Below are 21,808 nucleotides of genomic sequence, written 5' to 3'. Positions count from 1 at the left end.
GAGCAAGCTGCGCAGCATGTCCCGGACACACGCGCCTTTCGCCCTGATTATTACCACCATCGGTTTGATGGTGGGCTAGCGCGTTTACCGGACATCGCTACACAAACCCGCCACGAGGCGGGTTTGTCGTTTCCGCCTCCTGGTTTTCTTCCGACAGGAGCTTTCCATGCCTTCCCCTGAAACCGTCCTCGACGCTGCCGAACCCATGCTGCATTTTCTGTGCGGCAAGATCGGCTCGGGCAAGTCCACGCTGGCTGCCCGATTGGCGGCGCAGCCCCGGACCCTGCTGCTCAGTGAAGACCGCTGGCTGGCGGCGCTGTATCCGGGCGAGATCGTGGACGTGGCGGACTACGGGCGCTGCGCCAGCCGCCTGCGCAATGCGATGGGCAGCCATGTCGTGGCGTTGGTGGCGGCGGGGCTGTCGGTGGTGCTGGATTTTCCGGCCAATACGCGCCGCAGCCGCGAGTGGCTGCGCGGCGTGGCCCAGGAGGCCGGATGCGCCCACACGCTGCATTACCTGGACGTGTCCGACGCGGTCTGCAAGGCCCGGCTGCGGGTGCGCAATGCCTCGGGCGAGCACCCCTTTACCACCAGCGACGCCGAGTACGACGCCATCACGGCGTATTTTGTGGAGCCGGATGAGGCAGAGGGCCTGACCATCGTACGTGACGCTTCGACAGAAACCGGGCAGGCCGGCCTGCTATGATTACTGGATAAATAAACAGTCCACCCGGCCGCCGCCGATGTTGCCCCCCCACCGTTACTACTATCTGCACAATTTCCAGCGCGCGCTAGCGTGGGTCTCGGACCGCTACGCCGACCTGCTGGATGAAGACGATTGCCGCTTTCTGGCGGATTTCGCGGCGTTGCCGCAGGCGTCGCAGGCGTTGATGGTGCGCATGCTGATGCGGCGCGGGCCGTGGTTTCGCGCCAGCCGGCTGGTGTACGACGAGATCCCGGCCGTCCACGAGGCGGCCGCAGCGCTTGAAGCGTTGGGGTGGCTGGACCGGCGGGCGCCCATGTCGCTGGACGAACTATTTGCGCTATTGACCAAGCCCGAGCTGTGCCGGGTCTTCGCATCGCAGACGGCAGCCAGGCCGGGCGTGCGCAAGGCCGACATGCTGGAGACGCTGCGGGCGGACATGCCCGACGCCCGGCCGTTCTGCGGCTGGGCGCCCGAATCCCTGGAAGCCGTCTGGCGGGTGATGGTGGCGGACCGCTGCGAACGGCTGCGCCTCATGTTCTTCGGCAATCTGCATCAGGATTGGTCGGAGTTCGTGCTGGCGGATCTGGGCGTATTTCAATACGAGACCGTGCCGTTTGATGCGGCGTCGCGGGCATTCCAGACGCGGGCGGACGTGGACTGCTACCTGGCGTTGCATGCGTGCCGGCAGGCGCTGGACGAGGGCGAGGCCGTGGACGACCTGCTGCGCGCGGCAGAGGCGTGCGTCAGCGGCAACGCCTGGCTGGAAAAGCGCCGCGCCAAGGTGTTGCTGCGCATCGGACAAGCCTGCGAACGCGCGCAGGACTGGGAAGCCGCCCAGCGTGTGTACGCGGCCTGTGGCTATCCGGGCGCGCGGCATCGGCGCATCCGGGTGTATGAACGGATGCAGCGGTTCGAGGACGCGATGGCACTGGCCATGACGGCGGCGGACGCGCCCGAAAGCGAAGAGGAAAGCCAACGCGTGGCGCGCATGATGCCGCGGTTGCGGCGCGGGCTGGGGCAGGGCGCGGCGGCACGTGCGGCCGCGCCCATCCTGCCGCGCACGGAACTGGCGCTGGCCCGCCCGGCGCAACCGTCCGCGGTGGAATACGTGACGCGCGATCACCTGCATGAGGACGACGCGCCGGTGCATTACGTCGAGAACGCGCTGATCAATTCGCTATTTGGCTTGCTGTGCTGGCCGGCCGTGTTTGCGCCGTTGCCGGGCGCGTTCTTTCATCCGTTCCAACGGGGACCCGCCGACCTGGAAGCGCCGGATTTTCACGCGCGGCGGCAGGCGCACTTCGAGGCCTGCCTGGCGCAGCTGGATACGTCCGCCTATCGCGACGTCATCCTGCAGCGGTACGCCGACAAGGCGGGCTTGCAGTCGCCATTCGTGTTCTGGGGCGCCTTGTCCGAAACCTTGCTGGCGCAGGCGCTGGACTGCCTGCCGGCTGCGCATCTGAAGCTGTTTTTCACGCGGCTGCTGCGCGACGTGAAGGGCAACCGGACCGGTCTGCCGGATCTGGTGCGCTTTTGGCCCGCCGAGCGACGGTATGAACTGATCGAGGTGAAGGGACCGGGCGACAAACTGCAGGACAACCAGATCCGCTGGCTGCAGTATTGCGTGGCGCACGGGATGCCGGTGCGCGTGTGCCACGTGAGCTGGTTGCAGGAGGCCGCATGAGCTACGCGGTGGCGGTGCGGGCGCTGTGCGAATTCACGGCGCGGGCCGGCGATCTGGACCTGCGTTTCACGCCCGCGCCCAGCGGCCTGGAAGGCATGGCCGGGCACGCGATGGTGACAGGGCGGCGCGGGGCGGATTACGAAACCGAAGTGTCTTTGTCTGGCGTGTTTGGCGATCTGCTGGTGCGCGGGCGCGCCGACGGCTACGACCCGGCCGCCAACCAGCTCGAAGAGATCAAGACCTACCGCGGGCAGTTCGACAGCGTGCGCGAGAATCACCGCGTGGTGCATTGGGCGCAGGCTAAGGTGTACGGCCATCTGCTGTGCCAGGCTCGCGATCTGGCGAGCGTGCGGGTGGCGCTGGTCTACTACAACGTGGCGACCGAGGAAGAGACCGTGCTGGTCGAAACGCACGAGGCCGCGGATCTGGCTGCGTTCTTCCAATTGCAATGCGAGCGGTTTCTGGCGTGGGCCAAGACGGAACTGGCGCACCGCCAGGCGCGCGACGCGGCGCTTGAGACGCTGGCATTTCCGCATGGGGAGTTTCGTGCGGGCCAGCGCGATCTGGCGGTGGCCGTGTACCGCACGGCGCGCGATGGCCGTTGCCTGATGGCGCAGGCCCCCACGGGCATCGGCAAGACGTTGGGCACGATCTTTCCGCTGCTCAAGGCCAGTCCGGGCACGGGCCTGGACAAGGTGTTTTTCCTGGCGGCAAAGGGGCCGGGCCGCGGGTTGGCGGTAGAAGCGCTGGAAACCATCAATGCGCAGCCTGCCAAGCCGGGCTTGCGGATCCTGGATCTGCAGGCGCGCGATAAAAGCTGCGTGCATCCGGATCTGGCCTGTCACGGCGATTCCTGCCCGCTGGCGCGCGGCTTTTACGACCGCCTGCCGCAGGCCCGCGCCGCGGCGCTGGAACACACGCGGCTGGACGCGCCCACCGTGCGCGCCACCGCGCTGGAACACGACGTGTGTCCGTACTACCTGTCGCAGGAGCTGATCCGCTGGAGCGACGTGGTGGTGGGCGACTACAACTATTACTACGACGCCACGGCCATGTTGCATGCGCTGACGCAGGCGCATCAATGGAAGGTGGCCGTGCTGGTCGACGAGGCGCACAACCTGGTGGATCGCGCGCGCCGCATGTACACGGGCGAGCTCGACCAGAACCGGCTGACCGCCGCGCGATATGCGGCGCCCAAGTCGCTTAAAAAGCCGCTGGACGGACTGCACCGGTCGTGGAACGCGCTGAACAAGAAGCAGGCGGAACGCTATCAGGCGTATGACGCCGCGCCGGCCGGCGTGCTGACGGCCGTGCAGAAGGCGGTGGCGGCCATCACCGAGTTCATCGGCCAGACGCCGCTGCCGCAAGACGATCCGTTGCTGGGGTTCTATTTCGAGGCGCTGCATTTCATGCGGCTGGCCGAGCAGTTCGGCTCGCACGCGCTGTTTGACGTCACGCTGGGCGAGGCGGGCGTCAGCAGCGCCAAGACCCCGCCATCGACGCTGTGCGTGCGCAATGTGATTCCCGCGCCGTATCTGGCCGCGCGCTACGCGACGGCGCATGCGACGGTGCTGTTCTCCGGCACGCTGAGTCCGCAGCAGTTCTACCGGGACACGCTGGGCCTGCCCAAGGACACGCCCTGGATCGACGTGGCCGCGCCGTTTCAGGCGGGGCAGCTTGCCGTGCGCGTGGTGGGCAACGTGTCCACGCGCTTTCGTGATCGCGAGCGTTCGCTGGCGCCCATCGCGGACCTGATTGCCCGGCAGTACGCCGAGCGGCCGGGTAATTATCTGGGCTTTCTGAGCAGCTTTGACTACCTGAAGCGCGTGGCCGACCTGATGCGCGAGCGCCATCCGCAGGTGCCGATCTGGCTGCAGACGCCGGGCATGGACGAGCCGGGACGTGCGGCCTTCCTGGCGCGTTTTAGCGAAACGGGGCAGGGCGTGGGATTCGCGGTGCTGGGCGGCGCGTTTTCGGAAGGCGTGGACCTGCCGGGCAAACGGCTTATCGGCGCCTTCATCGCGACGCTGGGGCTGCCGCAGGTCAACCCCGTGAACGAAAACATGAAGCGCGCCATGGACTTGCGCTATGGCCAAGAGAACGGCTACGACTACACGTATCTGTACCCGGGCATGCAAAAGGTGGTGCAGGCGGCTGGCCGGGTGATCCGGACCGAACACGACGAGGGCACCGTGCACCTCATCGATGACCGCTATCGGCGCGCCAAGGTGCGCGGGTTGCTGCCCGGGTGGTGGCAAGTGGACTGAGTGCGCTAAGCGGGGCGCGGTTCGGGGTGCAGATCGGGATGCAGTTCGGGGTGCGCTGGCGAACGCAGCTCGGTCAGCGGCTGGCTGGGATCGCGCGACAACTGATAACCGTACCAAAGGCTGCGCGCCATGCGCTTGGCCATTTCCTGCGCGGCGTCGGCCAGGGCGCGGTTGGGCAGCGCGTCGGTTGTCTCGTTGAACAGGACCAGCCAGCGTTCGAAGAGCTCGGCTTTCAGGTTGGGCATGGCCGCGTGCTTGGGCATGGGCATGCCCGTGAAGCGCCGGGTGCCCAGGATGACGGCGGACCAGAAGTCCGAGAGCGTGGCCAGATGCTCGTCCCAGTCGTGAACCATGCCGTTGAAGATGGGGCCGAGCGCGTCGTCGGCGCGCGCCTTGGCGTAGAAGGTGTGGACCAGGTCCTGGATTTCGGCTTCGGTGCAGATGTCGGCGGTGTCGGTGTCGTGCGTGGTCAAGATGGTCTCCGGGCGGGGGGCAGGAGGCGATCTTAGGGCGAGGGCGCAAGCCCACGGGTTGATATGGCTCAAGCGACGCGACGGAATTTGTTCGGACGCGTGCGCCGGCAAGATCGGCATCCGTTTTAGGTAATAATGATATCCATTCTTATTAAGGCGGATGGATATGCGACAGATGAACGGGCGGCGCAATGGCCTGACTTCGGCGGTATTGGCCGTTGCATTGAAAGCGGCAATGACCGCTGCGCTTGCCGCAACGGCGCCCGGCCTGGCGGCGGCGCAGTCCGCGCAAGGCGCGGTGACGCCGCAGGCCCACGCCGACAAGCCGCTGCCCATGCAGAAGGGCGAGTTCGTGGCGGGGACGTGGTCGGCCGACAGCGGCGTGACGCTGGATCTGCTGGACCCGCAAGGGCGGCACGTGCGCCGGCTGAGCGACCGAGAAAAGCCGGCCGGCGTTTTGATGCTGGTGGGGCCGGCGGATGGAACGTACACGGTACGGGCGCAGGGGCAGGGTGCGTATGAATGGTCCGTGACCGAACGCCTGCCCCTGTCCGCACAGCATGCGCCGGCGCCCACGCTTGATAGCCCGCGCCTGGCCGCGCTGGCGCAGACGCTGGCGCAGGGTGGCACCACGGCCGCATTTTGGGACGAGATGAAGCGCCAGGGCACGCCGCTGATCGAGCCGGCAAACGCCACGCACGACCGCGTGACCTTTCTGTGGCAGGGCGCGGAACGCAACGTGCGCCTGTTTGGGGGGCCGTCGACGGATCACGCGCAGTTGTCGCGGTTGGGCGATTCCGACGTCTGGTACGTGAGCTTCCTGGTGCCGAGGACGGCGCGTCTGTCGTACCGGCTGGCGCCCGATGTGCCGGAGCTGCCGGGGACCGGCATGGCGCGGCGCCGCGCGATCCTCGCCACGGCGCAGGCCGACCCCAACAATCCCAAGGTCTATCCCGAGCGCGGCATCGACGCATTCCAGACCTATTCCGTGATGGAACTGGCGGACGCGCCGCCGCAGCCGTGGGTCGAGCCACGCGCGGACGTGCCCGCCGGCAGCGTCGAAGCGCTGGAACTGCGCAGCGACATCCTGGGCAATACGCGCACGATTCACCTGTATCGGCCGGCCGGCTGGAAGCCAGATGGTGCGGACAACCACGTGCTGGTGTTGTTTGACGCGGGCGCCTATCTGGGGCGCGTGCCCACGCCGACCATCCTGGACAACATGATCGCGGCGGGCGTCATTGCGCCGACCGCGGCCCTGCTGATCGACAACCCGACCGCAGACTCGCGGGGCCGCGAGCTGCCGCCCAATCCGGATTTTGCCGATTTCCTGGCGCGCGAGCTCATGCCGTGGGCCCGCAAGCAGGGCATTGCGGCGCCGGCGGCGCGTACGGTGATCGGCGGATCGAGCTATGGCGGTCTTGCGTCCTCGTATGCGGCGCTGCGCCATCCCGAGGTCTTCGGCAATGTGCTGAGCCAGTCCGGTTCGTACTGGTGGTCGCCGCCCGGCGAGGAAGACCAGTGGCTGACGCGGCAATTCGTGGCGGTGCGCACGCTGCCGGTGCGGTTCTTCCTGGGTGCGGGCCTGTTTGAATCGGGGCGCGGCGGCCAGCCCGGCATTCTGGAGACCAACCGCCATCTGCGCGACGTGCTGCGGGCCAAGGGTTATCTCGTGACCCATCGCGAGGTGGCGGGCGGCCACGATTACCTGAGCTGGCGCGGGACCTTGTCGGACGGGTTGCTGGAACTGATCGGCAAGAACGGCCTGGCGCGGCAGTAGACGGGGCTCCGGCGGGCGAGCGGCCGCCGATTTGCGTAGTATTGTCGCGATGCGCGCGGCCGGCGGCCGCGCTGCGCCCAATGACAATAGGAGACAAATGCCCATGCCTACCCCCGCCCCGCTCAATGACATCGTGGCCATGCCCGCGCACGCGCTGTCGGACGCCATCCGCAGCCGCCGGGTGTCCTGCCGCGAAGTGATGCAGGCGTATCTGGCGCATATCGACCGGGTCAATCCCAAGTTGAACGCCATCGTCGCGCGCCGCGACAGCGACGAGCTGCTGCGCGAGGCGGATGCGCGGGACGCGCAGTTGGCCGCGGGGCAATGGCAGGGCTGGCTGCACGGCATTCCGCAGGCGCCCAAGGACCTGACTGCCGTGCGCGGCATGGTCACCTCGATGGGGTCGCTGGTCTACAAGGACGTGGTGACGGCGCACGATTCGATTCTGGTCGAGCGCATGCGCGCCGCCGGCGCGATCTTCATCGGCCGCAGCAATGTGCCGGAATTCGGCCTGGGCTCGCACACCTACAACAAGGTCTATGGCGCTACCGGCAATCCTTATGACGTGACCAAGACCGCCGGCGGCAGCAGCGGCGGGGCGGCGGCGGCGCTGGCGGCGCGCATGCTGCCCGTGGCTGATGGCAGCGACTTCGGCGGCTCGTTGCGCAATCCGGCGGCGTTCTGCAACGTGTATGGCATGCGTCCGTCGGCCGGGCGCGTGCCTTCCGGCCCGTCGCCCGAGGTCTTCCTGAAGCAGCTTTCGTACGAAGGCCCCATGGGGCGCACGCCACGCGACGTGGCCATGCTGCTGTCGGTGATCGCCGGCCACGACAAGCGCGCGCCGCTGTCGCTGACGGACGATCCGGCGCAATACGCGCAGCCGCTGGACGCGGACCTGTCCGGCAAGCGCGTGGGCTGGCTGGGCGATTGGGGCGGCTACCTGGCGATGGAGCCTGGCATCCTGGACCTCTGCGAAGCGGCCCTGAAGGATCTGGAGACGGCCGGCTGCCAGGTCGACGACTACCAGGTGCCTTTCGCGGGCGACCGGCTGTGGCGCATCTGGCTGGCGCACCGCCACCTGATGGTGGGCGGGCAGTTCCATGCGCTGGTCAACAACCCCGAGACGCGCAAGCTGGTCAAGCCCGCGCTGATCTGGGAGGTCGAGGGGCTGGAAGGCTTGACCGCCCGTCAGATCTATCAGGCGACCGAGGAACGCAGCGCGTGGTACCAGACCGTGCTGCGCATGTTTGAAGACGTCGACTTCCTGGCGGTGCCGTCGGCGCAGGTGTTTCCGTTCGACGTGAACCTGGATTGGCCCAAGGAGATCGCGGGCCGGCCGATGGATACCTATCACCGCTGGATGGAGACCGTGACGCCGTGGACGCTGGCCGGTTGCCCGGTCATCAGCGTGCCGGTGGGTTTCAACGCCGCGGGCCTGCCGATGGGCATGCAGCTTATCGGTCCGCCGCGTGGCGATCTTGCCGTGCTGCAACTGGCCCACGCGTATGAGCAGTCGCGCGACTGGGTGCAGGCCCGGCCGCCAGCCGTGCTGTGGGATGCCGCCGGCTGACTCGCCGGCGTAACATCGCTAACAAAGTCCGGTTGATTTTATGTAATAGATCTTTGCATTTTCCCGACAAGCTAGCCATGTTTTGCGTTTTCCCGCGTTTTTCATGGCTGTGATGCGGCACCTTTGTAATAATTGTCGAAATTTCCCATATTCCCGCAAGACGCTGGCTGATGGTAGGCCGGCGCGGGAGTAACCCAGGGGCGTCCCGCCAGGGCGTCGACGTGTCGATACAGTACAAAGGTCTCCCGGTATGAAGAATGTGACGCTCCGCCAGCGCATCCTGGTCAGTTTCCTGGCGGTTCTCGCCATCATGACGCTGATGGTGGTGGTGGATTACCGGCGGCTATTGCATGTTGAAGCCCAGGCCGAAATGATCAACAACGACGCCGTGCCTGGCATCTACTACAGCACGTCGATCCGGGCGTCGTGGTTTGGCGGGTTTGTCGTGGTGCAGGACGCCTTCAATGCGCCCACCGAGGCCGAGCGCCGCGCCGCGCTCGAGGCACTGCCACGCAACGATGTGCAGCTTGACGAGCACATCGAGTTCTACCGGCGCACCATCGCCCGGCAGGACGACCAGCAACTGTTCGACGAATTCGAAAAGGAACTGCAGGCTTACAAGCGCATCCGGGCCGACATCCTGACGCCCGCGATGCTGGCGGACCCGAGCCTTGCGCTGACGCGCATCGTGTCCGAGCTGCGGCCGTCGTTTTACCGGGGGCGCGACACCCTGGCCAAGATGGTCGCCGAAAACAAACGGCAGGCCGACGAATCCGCGATCAGCATCAAGCAGTCCGTGGACGCCGCCGAGACCGGCATGCTGGTGTCTCTGGCGATGGCCATCGCCGCGTCCATCGTGTGCGGATTCCTGCTTTTGCGCGCCATCGTCAACCCGATGCGCGACATCGTGAAGACACTTGAAGCCACGGGAAGCGGCGACCTCACGCGGCGGCTTAAGCTGGCGCGCAACGACGAGTTCAACGCCATCGAGACGGGGTTCAACGGCATGGTCGACGAGCTGACTGGCCTGGTCGGCCGGACGCAGCGGTCGGCCGTGCAGGTGGCCACGTCGGTGACGGAAATCGCCGCGACGTCCAAGCAGCAGCAGGCCACCGCGTCGGAAGTGGCCGCCACCACCACCGAAATCGGCGCCACGTCGCGCGAGATCTCGGCGACGTCGCGCGAACTGGTGCGCACCATGACCGAGGTTTCCAGCGCGGCCGAACAGACCGCCACGCTGGCCGGCAGCGGTCAGGTGGGCCTGGCGCGCATGGAAGACACCATGCGCAACGTGGTGGGCGCGGCGGGCTCGGTCAACGCCAAGCTGGCCGTGCTGAATGAAAAGGCCGGCAATATCACGCAGGTCGTGACGACCATCACCAAGGTGGCGGACCAGACCAACCTCTTGTCGCTGAACGCGGCGATCGAAGCCGAGAAGGCGGGCGAATACGGCCGCGGCTTCGTGGTGGTGGCCACCGAGATCCGCCGTCTGGCGGACCAGACCGCGGTGGCGACGTACGACATCGAGCAGATGGTGCGCGAGATCCAGTCGTCGGTGTCGGCCGGCGTGATGGGCATGGACAAGTTTTCCGAGGAAGTCCGCCGGGGCATGGCCGACATGCAGCAGGTGGGCGACCAGCTGTCGCAGATCATCCAGCAGGTGCAGACGCTGGCGCCGCGCGTGCAGATGGTCAACGAAGGCATGCAGGCGCAGGCCACCGGGGCCGAGCAGATCAACCAGGCCCTGCAGCAGCTCAGCGACGCGGCCCAGCAGACGGTGGAGTCGCTGCGGCAGTCCAGCCTTGCCATTGAGGAGCTGACGCTGGTGGCCAACGACCTGCGCAGCGGCGTGTCGCGCTTCAAGGTGTGATCGCTTCCATGACTGCTCCTGCCGTCCGCGCACGCACCGCTGCGGGCCATGCCGGCCCCGCGCGCCGGCTGTATCTGCTTTTCAGAATTGGCGCGGATCGCTATGCGCTGGATGCCGGCGATATCGCCGAAGTGCTGGGGCTGCGAGTCTTCAAGCAGGTGCCGCGCGCGCCGCACTGGGTGGCCGGCATGATGGAGCGTCGCGGCGTTGCCGTGCCGGTCATCGACATGAGCGCGCTGGCGGGCGCGGGTGCGTTTGCCGCCGTGACCAGCACGCGGCTTGCGCTGGTGCGCTACCGGCCCGATCACGGTGACGCCGAGCGCCTGCTTGGGCTGATCCTGGAACAGGCCACCGAAACCGTCCACTACGACCCGGCCGCGTTTCAGCCGCATGCGCTGGACAATGCCGAGGCGCGCTATCTCGGTCCGGTCCTGACCGACGCGCATGGCATGGTGCAGGCGGTATCCGTCAATGACCTGTTGCCCGCTTTCGTGCGGGCGCTGCTGTTTCCGGCCGGCAACGACGCGACGACAGCCGAGGCGCAGCCATGAGTCTGGTCGAGGAATTCAGCGGCCTGCTCAAGCGCCGCATGGGACTGGACAGCGGGTCCATTGGCCAGGCAGCCGTCGAGCGCGCGGTGCGGCACCGCATGCACGCGTCGGGCGTGGACGATGAGCAGGACTATCTGATGCGCGTGCAGGCCTGGCCCGACGAGATGCAGCAGCTCATCGAAGCCGTGATCGTGCCCGAGACCTGGTTCTTCCGGTATCCGGAATCCCAGGCCGCCATGGCGGCGCTGGCGCGCGAACGCCTGTTTGCGCCGGGCTGCGACGCCAGCGTGCTGCGCGTGCTGAGCGTGCCGTGTTCCAGTGGCGAAGAGCCGTACTCCATCGCGATGGCGCTGCTGGATGCGGGCGTGCCGCCGCACCGGTTCCATGTGGACGCGGTGGATATCAGCGTGCGCATGGTCGAATTCGCGCAGCGCGCCGTGTACGGACGCAATTCGTTCCGCGGCAGCGACCTGGCGTTCCGCGACCACCATTTTTCAGAGGTGCCGGACGGCCATCAACTGGCTACGCGCGTGCGCGGACAGGTGCGGTTTCAGCCCGGCAACCTGTTCGATCCGAACCTGTTGGCGGGCGCCGCGCCGTATGACTTCGTGTTCTGCCGCAACCTGTTGATCTACTTCGACATGGCGACGCAGGAACGGGCCGTGCAGGTGCTGCGCCGGTTCGCGCGGGACGACGGCGTGTTGTTCGTCGGGCCTGCCGAAACCAGTCTTCTGACCGGACGCCGCCTGCCTTCCGTGCCGTTGGCGCGGTCTTTTGCATTCCGCGCCAAGCCCGCGCCCGCGCCGGCAGAGATACCGGCCGCCGCGCGCGCGCCGCTGTCCAGCCAGGGGCCGATCGTGCACGCCTGGACGCCGCCGCGCCGCCCGGTCGCGCAGGTGCCCGCGGCCCGGTTGCCGTTGCCGCATGCGGCCATTGCCGACCCGCCATCTGCTCCACAACCTGCTCCGCACCCCGCCGCAATGGGGCAGCCCGCGCAGACGTCGCTGCGCGAGATTGCCGCCCTGGCCGACCTGGGCCGGGTGCGCGATGCGATGGCGCAGTGCCAATCGCACATCGACATCCATGGCGCCAGTGCCGATGCGCTGCATCTGCAGGGGCTGCTGCTGGACGCCGAAGGGCAGTCCCGGCAGGCGCAGGCCGCGTATCGCAAGGCGTTGTACCTGGACCCGAACCACCGTGAGGCGCTGCTGCATCTGGCCGCGCTGGTGGCGTCGGATGGTGATATCGAGGGCGCGCGCCGCCTGCAAGCGCGCGCGGCGCGCGGGGAGGCGCGACGTGACTCACGTGATTGACACGATCGAAGCGCTGTCCGGCGTGGACGACTGCTGGAACCGCATTGGCATACGTGGCGACAAAAGCTGTCCGCAGCTTGCCGGCCACGTGCATTGCCGCAACTGTCCGGTGTATGCCGCGGCGGCCAAGCGCATTCTTGACCGCCTGCCGCCCGCCATGGAAGCGGCCGGCGAAGCCGCGCCGGCGGAGCATTCGGCCAATCTGTCGTCGCTGCTGGTGTTCCGGCTGCACCGCGAATGGATGGGCCTGCCGACCCGGTCGCTGGACGAGGTGGCCGGCACGCGGGGCATCATCAGCCTGCCGCACCGGCGCGATCCGGCGGTGCTGGGCGTGACCAACGTGCGCGGCACGCTGACGGTGTGCGTGTCGTTGCAGCGCCTGCTGGGACTGGACGCGGCGGCGCCGCAGTCGCGCGAGCGTCCCGCCACCGCGCGCATGCTGATATTTGGCGGCGCGGGCCGCGCCGTGGTGCTGCCGGTGGACGAGGTCGAGGGCATGCACGAGGTGGACCTGGACGCGCTGGAGCCGCTGCCGTCGACGGTGCAGGGCGCAAGCCTGAAGTATTCGCGCGGCGTGGCGCGTTGCGGCGGCCGCGCCGTCGGCGTGCTGGATGAAACCCTGCTGATGCAGGCATTGGAACGGAGCCTCGCGTGAATCCCGATCAGATGCGCGACGCCTCGCTCCTCGAACTGTTCCAGATCGAGACCCGCACCCAGGTGCAGGTCTTGAACGACGGGCTGCTCGCCCTGGAAAAGAACCCCACGTCCGCGCCGCACCTCGAAGCCTGCATGCGCGCCGCGCATTCGCTCAAGGGGGCGGCGCGCATCGTGGACCTGCATCCGGCGGTGCGCATCGCGCACGCCATGGAAGACTGCCTGGTGGCCGCGCAGGAAGGCCGCCTGCGTCTGCAAGCCGCCGACATCGACGCTTTGCTGCTGGGCACCGACCTGTTGCAACGCGTCGCCACGCCCGGCGTGGAACTGGACGCCGAGATCGGCGATCTGGTGGCGCGGCTGAGCAGCGCGCCTAATCTGCCGAACGCATCCAACGCGCCCGGCACGCCCGCCGCGACGCTGGCCCCGGCGCCGCGCACGGGGCGGCCGTCCGACTACCTGCCGCCGATCGTGCGGATCGAAGACGAACCCGCCGTCGCGCCGGCGCCCGCCCCAAAGCCGCCCGCGCCGGCCACGATGCCGTCGCGCCGCAGTTCGGACGGCAGCGTGGGCGAGGGCGAGCGGGTGCTGCGCGTGACCGCCGACACGCTGAACCGGCTGCTCGGCCTGTCCAGCGAGACGCTGGTCGAGTCGCAATGGGTGGGGCCTTTCAGCACCGCCATGCTGCGGCTGCGGCGGATGCAATCGGGCGCGGCGCACGCGCTGGACGGCCTGCGGGCCGTGCTGGCCGAGCAGCAACTGGACGCGCGCGGCCAGGCCGCGCTGGACGACGCCCAGCGCATCCTTGAACAATGCCAGCGTGAACTGACGCAACGCGCCAGCGAAGTCGACGAATTCGGCTGGCGCATGAATCATCTGACGCGGCGCCTGTACGACACTGCGCTCGCCTGCCGCATGCGGCCCTTTGGCGATGGCGTGGGCGGCATGCCGCGCATGGTGCGCGATCTGGGCCGTTCGCTGGGCAAGCAGGTTCGCCTTGAGATCGAGGGCGAAAACACGCAGGTGGATCGAGACATCCTCGAAAAGCTGGATGCGCCGCTCATGCACCTCTTGCGCAACGCCGTGGATCACGGCATCGAGGCGCCCGAGGTCCGCGAACGCGCGGGCAAGCCGGCAGAGGGCCTGATCACGCTGTCGGCGCGTCATTCGGCGGGCATGCTGCTGGTCGAGCTGGCTGACGACGGCACCGGCATTTCGCTGGACCACCTGCGCGAAGAAGTCGTCGAACGCAAGCTCACCAACGCCGAGACGGCGTCGCGCCTGAGCGAAGCCGAATTGCTGGAATTCCTGTTCCTGTCGGGCTTCAGCACGCGCGACGAGGTGACTGAGATCTCTGGCCGCGGCGTGGGGCTGGACGTGGTCCAGACCATGGTGCGTCAGTTGCGCGGCGCGGTGCGCGTCTACCAGCAGCAGGGCCGGGGAACGCGTTTCGTGCTGGAAATGCCGCTGTCGCTGTCGGTGGTGCGCAGTCTGCTGGTCGAAGTGCAGAACGAGATCTACGCGTTTCCGCTGGCTTATGTCAGCCATGCGTTGCAGGTGGACGCCCAGGACATCGAGCAGCTGGAAGGCCAGCAGCATTTCCGCTTCCAGGACCGGCAGATCGGCCTGGTGTCTGCGCGGCAGATCCTGCGCGCCGGCGAGGCCGCGCCGGCCGCCGATAGCTTGTCCGTGGTGGTGGTGGGCGACCACGACCGGCTCTACGGCATTGCCGTGGACCGCTACGTGGGCGAGCGCACGCTGGTCGTGCAGCCGCTCGATCCCCGCCTGGGCAAGGTGCAGGACGTGATGGCGGGCTCGCTCATGGATGACGGCACGCCGCTCTTGATCCTGGACGTCGAGGACATGCTGGTGTCCGTCCAGAAGCTGATCGAGGGCGGGCGGCTGTCGCGGGTCGACGGCGGGTCGGGCGCCGCGGCCGCGCGCCGCCGCAAGCGCGTGCTGGTGGTGGATGATTCATTGACGGTTCGCGAGCTTGAGCGCAAGCTCCTGCTGAACCGCGGATTCGATGTGGCGGTCGCCGTGGACGGCATGGATGGCTGGAACATGCTCCGCACCGAGGACTTCGACCTGATCGTGACCGACGTCGACATGCCGCGCATGGACGGCATCGAGCTGGTGTCGCGGATCAAGGCGGATCCCAAGCTGCAGACCCTGCCCGTCATGGTGGTGTCGTACAAGGACCGGGAAGAGGACAGGCAGCGCGGGCTGGATGCCGGCGCTGACTACTATCTGGCCAAGGGCAGCTTCCACGATGACGCGCTGCTCGACGCCGTTGAAGACCTCATCGGGAAGGCACGGACGTGAGAATCGGGATCGTCAACGATATGCCCCTCGCCGTCGAAGTCCTGCGGCGCGTCATTGCATTGGAACCCGGCCTGGAGGTCGCCTGGACGGCGTCCGACGGCCTGGAGGCCGTCCAGCAATGCGTTCGCGACCGCCCCGATGTCGTGCTGATGGACCTCATCATGCCCGTCATGGATGGCGTCGAGGCCACGCGCCGCATCATGGCCGAAGCCCCCTGCGCCATCGTTGTCGTGACCTCCGACGTGGCGGGCCACACCTCGCGTGTCTTTGACGCCATGGGCCACGGCGCGCTGGATGCGGTGGACACGCCCGTGGTCGGCGCCGCGGACATGCGCACGGCGGCGGCGCCGCTGCTGCGCAAGATCCGCAACATCGGCTGGCTGATCGGCCGCTACGGCAACCGTCCGGCGCTGACGCCGGTCAGCAAGCCCGCGGCGCCCGCGGGCGCGCGCCGGCTGCTGGCGGTGGGCGCGTCGGCCGGCGGCCCGGCGACGTTGGCCCAGCTGCTGCGCGACCTTCCCCTGGATTTTCCGGCCGGCATCGTGCTGGTGCAGCATGTGGACGCGTCGTTCGCGGCGGGCATGGCGGACTGGCTCAATGACCAGGTGCCGCTGCCCGTCAGGCTGGCGCGCGAAGGCGAACGCCCGCTGCCCGGCCAGATCCTGCTGGCGGGCACCGATGACCATCTTGCGCTGCGCGACGATGGTACCCTCCGGTACACGGACTGCCCGCGCGAAAGCCTGTATCGGCCTTCGATCGACGTCTTCTTCCATAGCGTCGCGCAGCACTGGCGCGGCACGGCGGTCGGCGTGCTGCTGACCGGCATGGGCCAGGACGGGGCGCGCGGCCTGAAGGCGCTGCGCGAGCGCGGTTGCCTCACCATCGCACAAGACCAGGCCACCAGCGCCGTGTATGGCATGCCCAAGGCCGCCGCGGCCATGCAGGCCGCGGTGGAAATCCGGCCACTCGAACAAATTGCGTCCCGCGTCATCCAGGCTTTCGCCTGAGCCGCGGCACATCGTTGGACATCAAGGACTCACTATGCTTCCATCCCCTGACGACACGGTCTCCGCGGATCTCAATTCGCACGGGGCGATGGTGTTGCTCGTCGACGACCAGGTCATGGTTGGAGAAGCCATCCGGCGGGCGCTGGTGCCCGAGGGCAACATCGATTTTCACTACTGCTCGGATCCCTACAAGGCCTTGAGCGTCGCGATCCAGACCCGGCCCACGGTCATCCTGCAGGACCTGGTGCTGCCCGGCGTGGACGGCCTGAGCCTGGTCCGCGAGTACCGCGCCCATCCCGTGGCGCGCGACATCCCGATCATCGTGCTGTCCACCAAGGAAGATCCCGCCATCAAGAGCGCGGCCTTCGCGGCGGGCGCCAACGACTACCTGGTGAAGCTGCCGGATTCGATTGAGCTGATTGCGCGCATCCGCTACCACTCGCGTTCCTACATGGCGCTGGTGCAGCGCGACGAGGCCTACCAGGCGCTGCGCCAGAGCCAGCAGCAACTGCTGGAAAGCAATATGGAGCTGCGCCGGCTGACCAATTCGGACGGCCTGACCGGTCTGGGCAACCGGCGCTATTTTGATGAATACCTGAATGCCGAATGGCAGCGCGCGGGACGCGACGGCCGCGAGGTCAGCATGCTGATGATCGACGTGGACCACTTCAAGTCCTACAACGACACCTATGGCCACATCGCGGGCGACGAGGCCCTGAAGCGCGTGGCCAACACCATCTTCGCCAGTTGCGACCGTTCCACCGACCTGGCGGCGCGCTTTGGCGGCGAGGAATTTGCGCTGGTGTTGCCCGGCACGCCCGCCGGCAGCGCGCGGCTTGCCGCCGAAAAGCTGCGCCGCGCCGTGGAAGCCATGCAGATTCCCCAGCGCGACGCGGGCTTTGGCCCGTGGCTGACGGTAAGCATCGGGCTGGCCACGGCGGTCCCGCAAGAAGGACAGCCGTGCACCGAGCTGATCCAGGCCGCCGACCGGGGCCTGTATGAAGCGAAGCGGCAGGGGCGCAACCGCGTGGTGCCCGGGCAGATCTGATGCGCCTGCCCGCCGCCCCGCTCGCTAGCGGGGTTGGCGGCGGCTGATGCTGGCTGCGCCCAGCATCAGCAACAGGCTGACCGCGACGGCTACCGCAGCCATCGCCATGCCTTCTCCCACCGATCCCTGCTCGAACTGCCGCCACACGAAGATCGACACGGTCTGCACGCCGGCCGGCGCCAGCAGCAGCGACGTCACCAGTTCGCGCGACGCCACCGCAAACACCATCAGCATCGACGCCGCCAGCCCGGGCAAGACCAGCGGCAGGACGATGCGCCGCAGCGCGCGTGCCGCGCTGGCGCCGTGCACGCGCGCCGCCGCTTCCAGGTTGGCGCCGATCTGCGCCAGGGCCGCGCCGACATACCGCACCGGGTAGGGCAGAAGCAGGCAGGTGTACGACAGCAGCAGAATGCCCCAGGTGCCGTAGGGCGTGACCGGCCAGAACGGCTGATTCCACGCCAGGATCAAGCCGACGCCGACCACCACGCCGGGCAATGCCGCGGGCAACAGGGCCAGCGCGTCGATCAGCGCAGCGCCGCGTACGTGACGCCCCGCCACGCACCACGCCGCCAGCAGGCCGACCGCGCCCGCCAGCAACGCGGTCCCGCTTGCCAGCGACAGACTGGTGGACAGGGCCTCCCACGCATCGCCGCGTGCATCGAACAGCGCGGCAAAGTTGGCCAGCGTCAGATTGCTGGCCGCGAGGCCGCCCGAGACGTTGCGCGTCAGGGCGGCAGCCAGCATCGAGGCCAGCGGAGCGACCACTGCAATCAGCGCCACCACGGCAAAGGCCAACAGTACGGGCGCGCGCCACGGGCCCAGTTCGCCGCGTGCCAATGGCGCGGGCTTGCCGGTCGTGGTTTCGAAGCCGCGGCCGGCCAGTGCCGCGCGTTGGACGGCGTAGGCGGTCAGGGCCAGCGCCACCAGCACCAGTGACAGCAGCGAGGCGCCGGGCAGGTCGATGGGCCAGTCGGCCAGCCGGCGTTCGATGGCGGTGGTCAGCACGGCAACGCCCGATTGCGAGCCGAGCGCGGCAGGCACGCCGTACTCCTCGATGGCGAGGGTGAAGGCGAGCAGCAGGCTGGCCGCGATGGCCGGCAGCGCCAGCGGCAGCGTGACGCGCAGGAACGCGCGCCAGGGACTGGCGCCAAACACGCGCGCGACGTCGGCCATCCGGGCGCCCGTGGCCGCCATGCTGCGCGAGACGGCGAAGTACACGACGGGAAAGATCGCCAAGCCCATGGCCAGCGTGACGCCGGTGGGCGAGAACAGCAGCGGGCCGAGATTGAAGCCTGCCAGCTGTTCAAGATAGCCGCGCGGCTGCAAGGCCATCGTCCACGACAACGCCGCGATGTAGGGCGGCAGCAGAAAGGGGACGAGGAACAGCAGGTCCCAGAACCGCGCCAACGGCACGCGGAACAGCCCGCGTAGCGCACCGAGCGGAATGCCGATGGCCGCGCTGACCGCGGCCACGCCCAGGCCCAGTTTCAGCGTGCCGCCGATCAGGCTGAGCGTGCCGGGGCTGCCCAGCGTGGCGGGCCAGGCGCCGAACGGATCGCGCAGCGATCCCTCGGCCAGATGGGGAAACACGGCTTGCAGCGCCACGAATGCCATGGGCAAGGCGACGAGCACCGCCAGGGCGGCCAGGGTGGCGGCCGCCAGGAGATAGATGCTTTTCATGGAGGGGATCGGATGCCGGGCGGGCCGGCATCCCGGCCTGTCAGTGTTGGCCGAAGACCTGGCCGAAGCGGGTCAGCACCTCGGCCCGGCTGGCGCCGGAATCGGTGGCTGCGTCCGGCAGCAAGGCCAGATCCTTGAACACGGGCCGCTTGGCCGCCACGTCCTGACGCGCGGGCATCAGCCAGGCGTCCGCCACGGCGCGCTGGCCTTCTTCGGACAGCACGTAGTCCACGAACTTGCGCGCCTCGTCGGCCTGGCGCGCGGTTTTCAGGATCATCATGGGGCGCGGGGCGATGGCGGTGCCGCTGGACGGGAAGATGACCTTCACCGATTCGCCCTTGGCCACGCTGGCGTACGACACGTAATCCACCGCGCCGAACACCGCCGCCTTGGCGCCTTGCAGCACGGGCGTCAACGCCTGGGCGTTGGGGCCGGAGATGGTCATGCCGTTGTCGCGCAGCGTCTCGAAGAGCTTCCACGCGGCCTCGCCCTGCGCATTCTGCAGGCCCAGCAGCAGGTCGAGCGATGCGCCCGACAAGGCCGGGTCCGGCATGGTGACCGACTGCTTGAATTGGGGGCCGGTCAGGTCGGACCAGTCGCGCGGTTCGGGCGTGCCGCTGGCCGTGTTCCAGACGATGCCCAGCGCCGAAATGCCTTGCGCGACATAGGTGGGCGCCTTGAAGCGCGCGGGCACCTGCGCGGCGTTGGGGCTTTCATAGGCCATCAGCCAGCCGCGCTGGTCCAGGTCCTGGGCGGTGTCCCAGGACGCCGAGATCAGCACGTCGGCGCGCGGGTTGGCCGCTTCGGCCTCCAGGCGCGCCATGACCTTGCCCGTGGTGGCCTGGAACACATCCACCTTTATGCCGGTCTTTTCCTGGAAGCCGACCGCCAATTGCTTGATGAGGCCGCCCGGTCCGGCGGTATAGACGGTCAGCGCCTTGGCCTGGCCCGAGGCCAATCCGATAGAAAGCGTCATGAAGAGCGTTGCGAGTAGTTGGGAAGAAGGTGCGAGTGACATTTAAGCAGAGTCCTTGTTGACCGGCACGAGTTCGGCGATGCGGCCGTTTTGCATGCGGGCGATCGTGTGCGCCAGCGCATGGGCTTCCTCGTGGTCGTGGGTGACGTAGACGGCGGTCGTGCCGATGCGGCGCAGCAGCGCGCCGATCTCGGCGCACAGCGTTTCGCGCAGCGTCCGGTCCAGATTGGAGAGGGGTTCGTCGAACAGCAGCACGCGCGGGCGGGCGACAATGGCGCGCGCCAGCGCCACACGTTGCTGCTGGCCGCCGGACAGGTCGGCGGGACGGCGTTCGGCATGTTCGTGCAGGCCGACCATGGCCAGGGCGTCGCGCACGAGCGCGGGACGCTCGCGGCGCGAGACGCCCCGCATTTCAAGCGGAAAGGCCACGTTGCTGGCCACGCTCATGTGTGGCCAGAGGGCGTAGTCCTGAAACACCATGCCCAGGCCACGGCGCTCCGGCGGCTCGTGCTGGCCCGCGCTGCTGACCACCGCGCCGCCGAACCGGATGTCGCCGTGCTGCGGCCGCAAGAGGCCCGCCAGCGCCTTGAGCAGGGTGCTCTTGCCGCAGCCGGAGGGCCCAAGCAGCGCCAGGACCGTGCCCGCAGGCACGTCCAGGTCCACGCCGTCCAGCACCGTATGGCCGTTGAACGCATGCCGCAGGCCGCGCACGGCGATGGCCGTGCCGCCGGCGTTGGAGGCGGGCGCGTTCAAAACCGATGCCGCATGCCGAGGTTCAGGCCGAACTGGTTCTTGCCCGGCTCGACGTTGGCGCCGTACTTGCCGCCGACCACGCTCAAGGACGATTTGTCGTCGTTGATGGCGTAGGCCGCCACCGCGTACAGCGTGGTGCGCTTGGACAGGTCGTATTCGTTGCCGAGCACGATCATGGTCGACTTCTGGCCCGTGCCGGCGGCCTGCACGGCGGGGCAGGCGGCGTTGTTCATGTCGTCGCACACCGAGTCGTTCAGGTGATAGACGGCGGCCGACACGCGCGCGTTGCCCTGCAGCTTGTAGCTGGCGCCCAGCCACGTCATGTTGTTCTTGTAGCTGCGCTGCGTGAGCTTCTGGTCCAGCCAGCGGTAGCCGGCGTAGAGCTTGATGTCCTCGAAGTCGTACGACAGGCCCGCCACGACGCGGTCTTCGCGGTTGCTGCTGCCGGCGCTGGCCTTGGGCTTGTCGGCGTTCTTCGAGTGATACAGCAGCGCGGCGTCCAGGCCGCCCGATTTGTAGCGCAGACCGCCACCCACCATGCGTCCGAGCTTGCTGTCATCGAACGACTGTTCGTTGTTCCAGCCGAAGCTGTAGTAGCCGCCGACGGACACGGGGCCCAGCTTGCCGACGTACATGACGGCGTTGTCGGTGCGGTCCGAGAACGCGGCGTCGGGCCGCTTGATCGAGAAATTGGCGTTGTCGAACGGGTTGTACTTGCTCATCCATTCGATCATCAGCGTGTTGTGGCGGCCCAGGGTCAGGCGGCCCCACGTGTTGCTGGAAAAGCCGACGTAGGCCTGGCGCCCGAACAGGCGGCCGCCTTGCAGGCTGTTGCCGTTGCCGGAGTCAAAGCCGCTTTCCAGCACGAAGATGGCGGAAACGCCGTCGCCCAGGTCCTCGGAGCCCTTCAGGCCCCAGCGCGAACCATTCAGGTTGCCGGCGCTCATGCCGGTCTTGCTGTTGCCGTCCGGGCCGTTGCTGAGATACTGCAGGCCGGTGTCGATCAGGCCATAGAGCTGGACCGAGGTGGCGGTGGCGGCGAGCGCGGCGGGCGCTGCCAGGGAGAAAGCGGACAGGCAGGCGCCAGCCGCCGCAATGCGGAGTGTCGATTTCAAAATGAGAGTCCTCTTTGGGATTCAATCGGAGCCGAC

17 protein-coding genes are annotated in these 21,808 nt (G+C 68.0%); 12 read left to right on the top strand and 5 right to left on the bottom strand.

All coding sequences use genetic code 11. From position 1 onward, the window contains the following. Positions 1-166 precede the first annotated feature (166 nt). The 3 genes from CLM73_RS16150 to CLM73_RS16140 are packed head-to-tail and all read left to right on the top strand — an operon-like array spanning position 167 to position 4,657. A complete protein-coding gene (locus CLM73_RS16150; protein ID WP_105239296.1) occupies positions 167-706 on the top strand; it encodes an AAA family ATPase in 540 nt (179 codons plus the stop codon). Between the two features lie 37 nt (positions 707-743). Further along, positions 744-2,390: a VRR-NUC domain-containing protein gene (locus CLM73_RS16145; protein WP_105239295.1), complete on the top strand. Its 1,647-nt coding sequence runs from the start codon at positions 744-746 to the stop codon at positions 2,388-2,390. Beyond that, positions 2,387-4,657 (top strand): ATP-dependent DNA helicase, encoded by a 2,271-nt coding sequence (locus CLM73_RS16140; protein ID WP_105239294.1) that lies wholly within the window; start codon positions 2,387-2,389, stop codon positions 4,655-4,657. The genes CLM73_RS16145 and CLM73_RS16140 overlap by 4 nt, the downstream gene beginning before the upstream one ends. 5 nt (positions 4,658-4,662) lie before the next feature. On the opposite strand, the gene CLM73_RS16135 is transcribed toward CLM73_RS16140, so the two are convergent. Beyond that, positions 4,663-5,130: a group III truncated hemoglobin gene (locus tag CLM73_RS16135; protein ID WP_105239293.1), complete on the bottom strand. Its 468-nt coding sequence runs from the start codon at positions 5,128-5,130 to the stop codon at positions 4,663-4,665. A gap of 235 nt (positions 5,131-5,365) precedes the next feature. Here CLM73_RS16135 and CLM73_RS16130 point away from each other — a divergent pair, with 235 nt between their 5' ends. From CLM73_RS16130 to CLM73_RS16090, 9 genes are all read left to right on the top strand, one after another. Beyond that, complete coding sequence (locus CLM73_RS16130) at positions 5,366-6,910, top strand: enterochelin esterase domain-containing protein (protein WP_234015650.1); 1,545 nt, start codon at positions 5,366-5,368, stop codon at positions 6,908-6,910. A gap of 103 nt (positions 6,911-7,013) precedes the next feature. Beyond that, positions 7,014-8,480, top strand: coding sequence for an amidase (locus CLM73_RS16125; protein ID WP_105241566.1), 1,467 nt, complete (start codon positions 7,014-7,016; stop codon positions 8,478-8,480). Between the two features lie 250 nt (positions 8,481-8,730). After that, the gene (locus CLM73_RS16120; protein ID WP_105239291.1) at positions 8,731-10,350 is read left to right on the top strand and encodes a methyl-accepting chemotaxis protein; all 1,620 of its coding nucleotides are present in this window, start codon (positions 8,731-8,733) and stop codon (positions 10,348-10,350) included. An 8-nt stretch (positions 10,351-10,358) separates the two neighbouring features. Then, on the top strand, positions 10,359-10,901 hold the full coding sequence (locus CLM73_RS16115) for a chemotaxis protein CheW (RefSeq protein WP_105239290.1): 543 nt from the start codon (positions 10,359-10,361) through the stop codon (positions 10,899-10,901). Then, positions 10,898-12,214: a CheR family methyltransferase gene (locus tag CLM73_RS16110; RefSeq protein ID WP_105239289.1), complete on the top strand. Its 1,317-nt coding sequence runs from the start codon at positions 10,898-10,900 to the stop codon at positions 12,212-12,214. The genes CLM73_RS16115 and CLM73_RS16110 overlap by 4 nt, the downstream gene beginning before the upstream one ends. After that, the gene (locus tag CLM73_RS16105; RefSeq protein ID WP_418904915.1) at positions 12,198-12,869 is read left to right on the top strand and encodes a chemotaxis protein CheW; all 672 of its coding nucleotides are present in this window, start codon (positions 12,198-12,200) and stop codon (positions 12,867-12,869) included. Before CLM73_RS16110 ends, CLM73_RS16105 begins: the two co-directional genes overlap by 17 nt. Further along, positions 12,866-15,193: a hybrid sensor histidine kinase/response regulator gene (locus CLM73_RS16100; RefSeq protein WP_105239287.1), complete on the top strand. Its 2,328-nt coding sequence runs from the start codon at positions 12,866-12,868 to the stop codon at positions 15,191-15,193. The genes CLM73_RS16105 and CLM73_RS16100 overlap by 4 nt, the downstream gene beginning before the upstream one ends. Next, complete coding sequence (locus CLM73_RS16095; RefSeq protein WP_105239286.1) at positions 15,190-16,200, top strand: chemotaxis response regulator protein-glutamate methylesterase; 1,011 nt, start codon at positions 15,190-15,192, stop codon at positions 16,198-16,200. Before CLM73_RS16100 ends, CLM73_RS16095 begins: the two co-directional genes overlap by 4 nt. Positions 16,201-16,234: 34 nt before the next feature. Beyond that, positions 16,235-17,248, top strand: a complete 1,014-nt coding sequence (locus CLM73_RS16090; protein WP_105239285.1) for a response regulator — start codon at positions 16,235-16,237, stop codon at positions 17,246-17,248. A 24-nt stretch (positions 17,249-17,272) separates the two neighbouring features. On the opposite strand, the gene CLM73_RS16085 is transcribed toward CLM73_RS16090, so the two are convergent. From CLM73_RS16085 to CLM73_RS16070, 4 genes are read right to left on the bottom strand one after another with little or no spacing between them, the layout of a single operon-like run. After that, the gene (locus tag CLM73_RS16085) at positions 17,273-18,928 is read right to left on the bottom strand and encodes an ABC transporter permease (RefSeq protein ID WP_105239284.1); all 1,656 of its coding nucleotides are present in this window, start codon (positions 18,926-18,928) and stop codon (positions 17,273-17,275) included. Between the two features lie 40 nt (positions 18,929-18,968). Beyond that, a complete protein-coding gene (locus CLM73_RS16080; protein ID WP_105239283.1) occupies positions 18,969-19,904 on the bottom strand; it encodes an ABC transporter substrate-binding protein in 936 nt (311 codons plus the stop codon). Positions 19,905-19,946: 42 nt separating this feature from the next. Continuing rightward, positions 19,947-20,657 carry an ABC transporter ATP-binding protein gene (locus CLM73_RS16075; protein ID WP_105239282.1) on the bottom strand — a complete coding sequence of 237 codons (711 nt, stop codon included), beginning with the start codon at positions 20,655-20,657 and terminating at the stop codon, positions 19,947-19,949. Further along, on the bottom strand, positions 20,654-21,772 hold the full coding sequence (locus CLM73_RS16070) for a porin (protein WP_105239281.1): 1,119 nt from the start codon (positions 21,770-21,772) through the stop codon (positions 20,654-20,656). The genes CLM73_RS16075 and CLM73_RS16070 overlap by 4 nt, the downstream gene beginning before the upstream one ends. Positions 21,773-21,808: the final 36 nt, after the last annotated feature.

The sequence above is a fragment of the Achromobacter spanius genome (genome assembly GCF_002966795.1).
GTDB lineage: Bacteria > Pseudomonadota > Gammaproteobacteria > Burkholderiales > Burkholderiaceae_B > Achromobacter > Achromobacter spanius_D.
The sequence above is the reverse complement of the archived record's forward strand: the minus strand, read 5'-3'. Positions and strand labels throughout refer to the sequence as shown.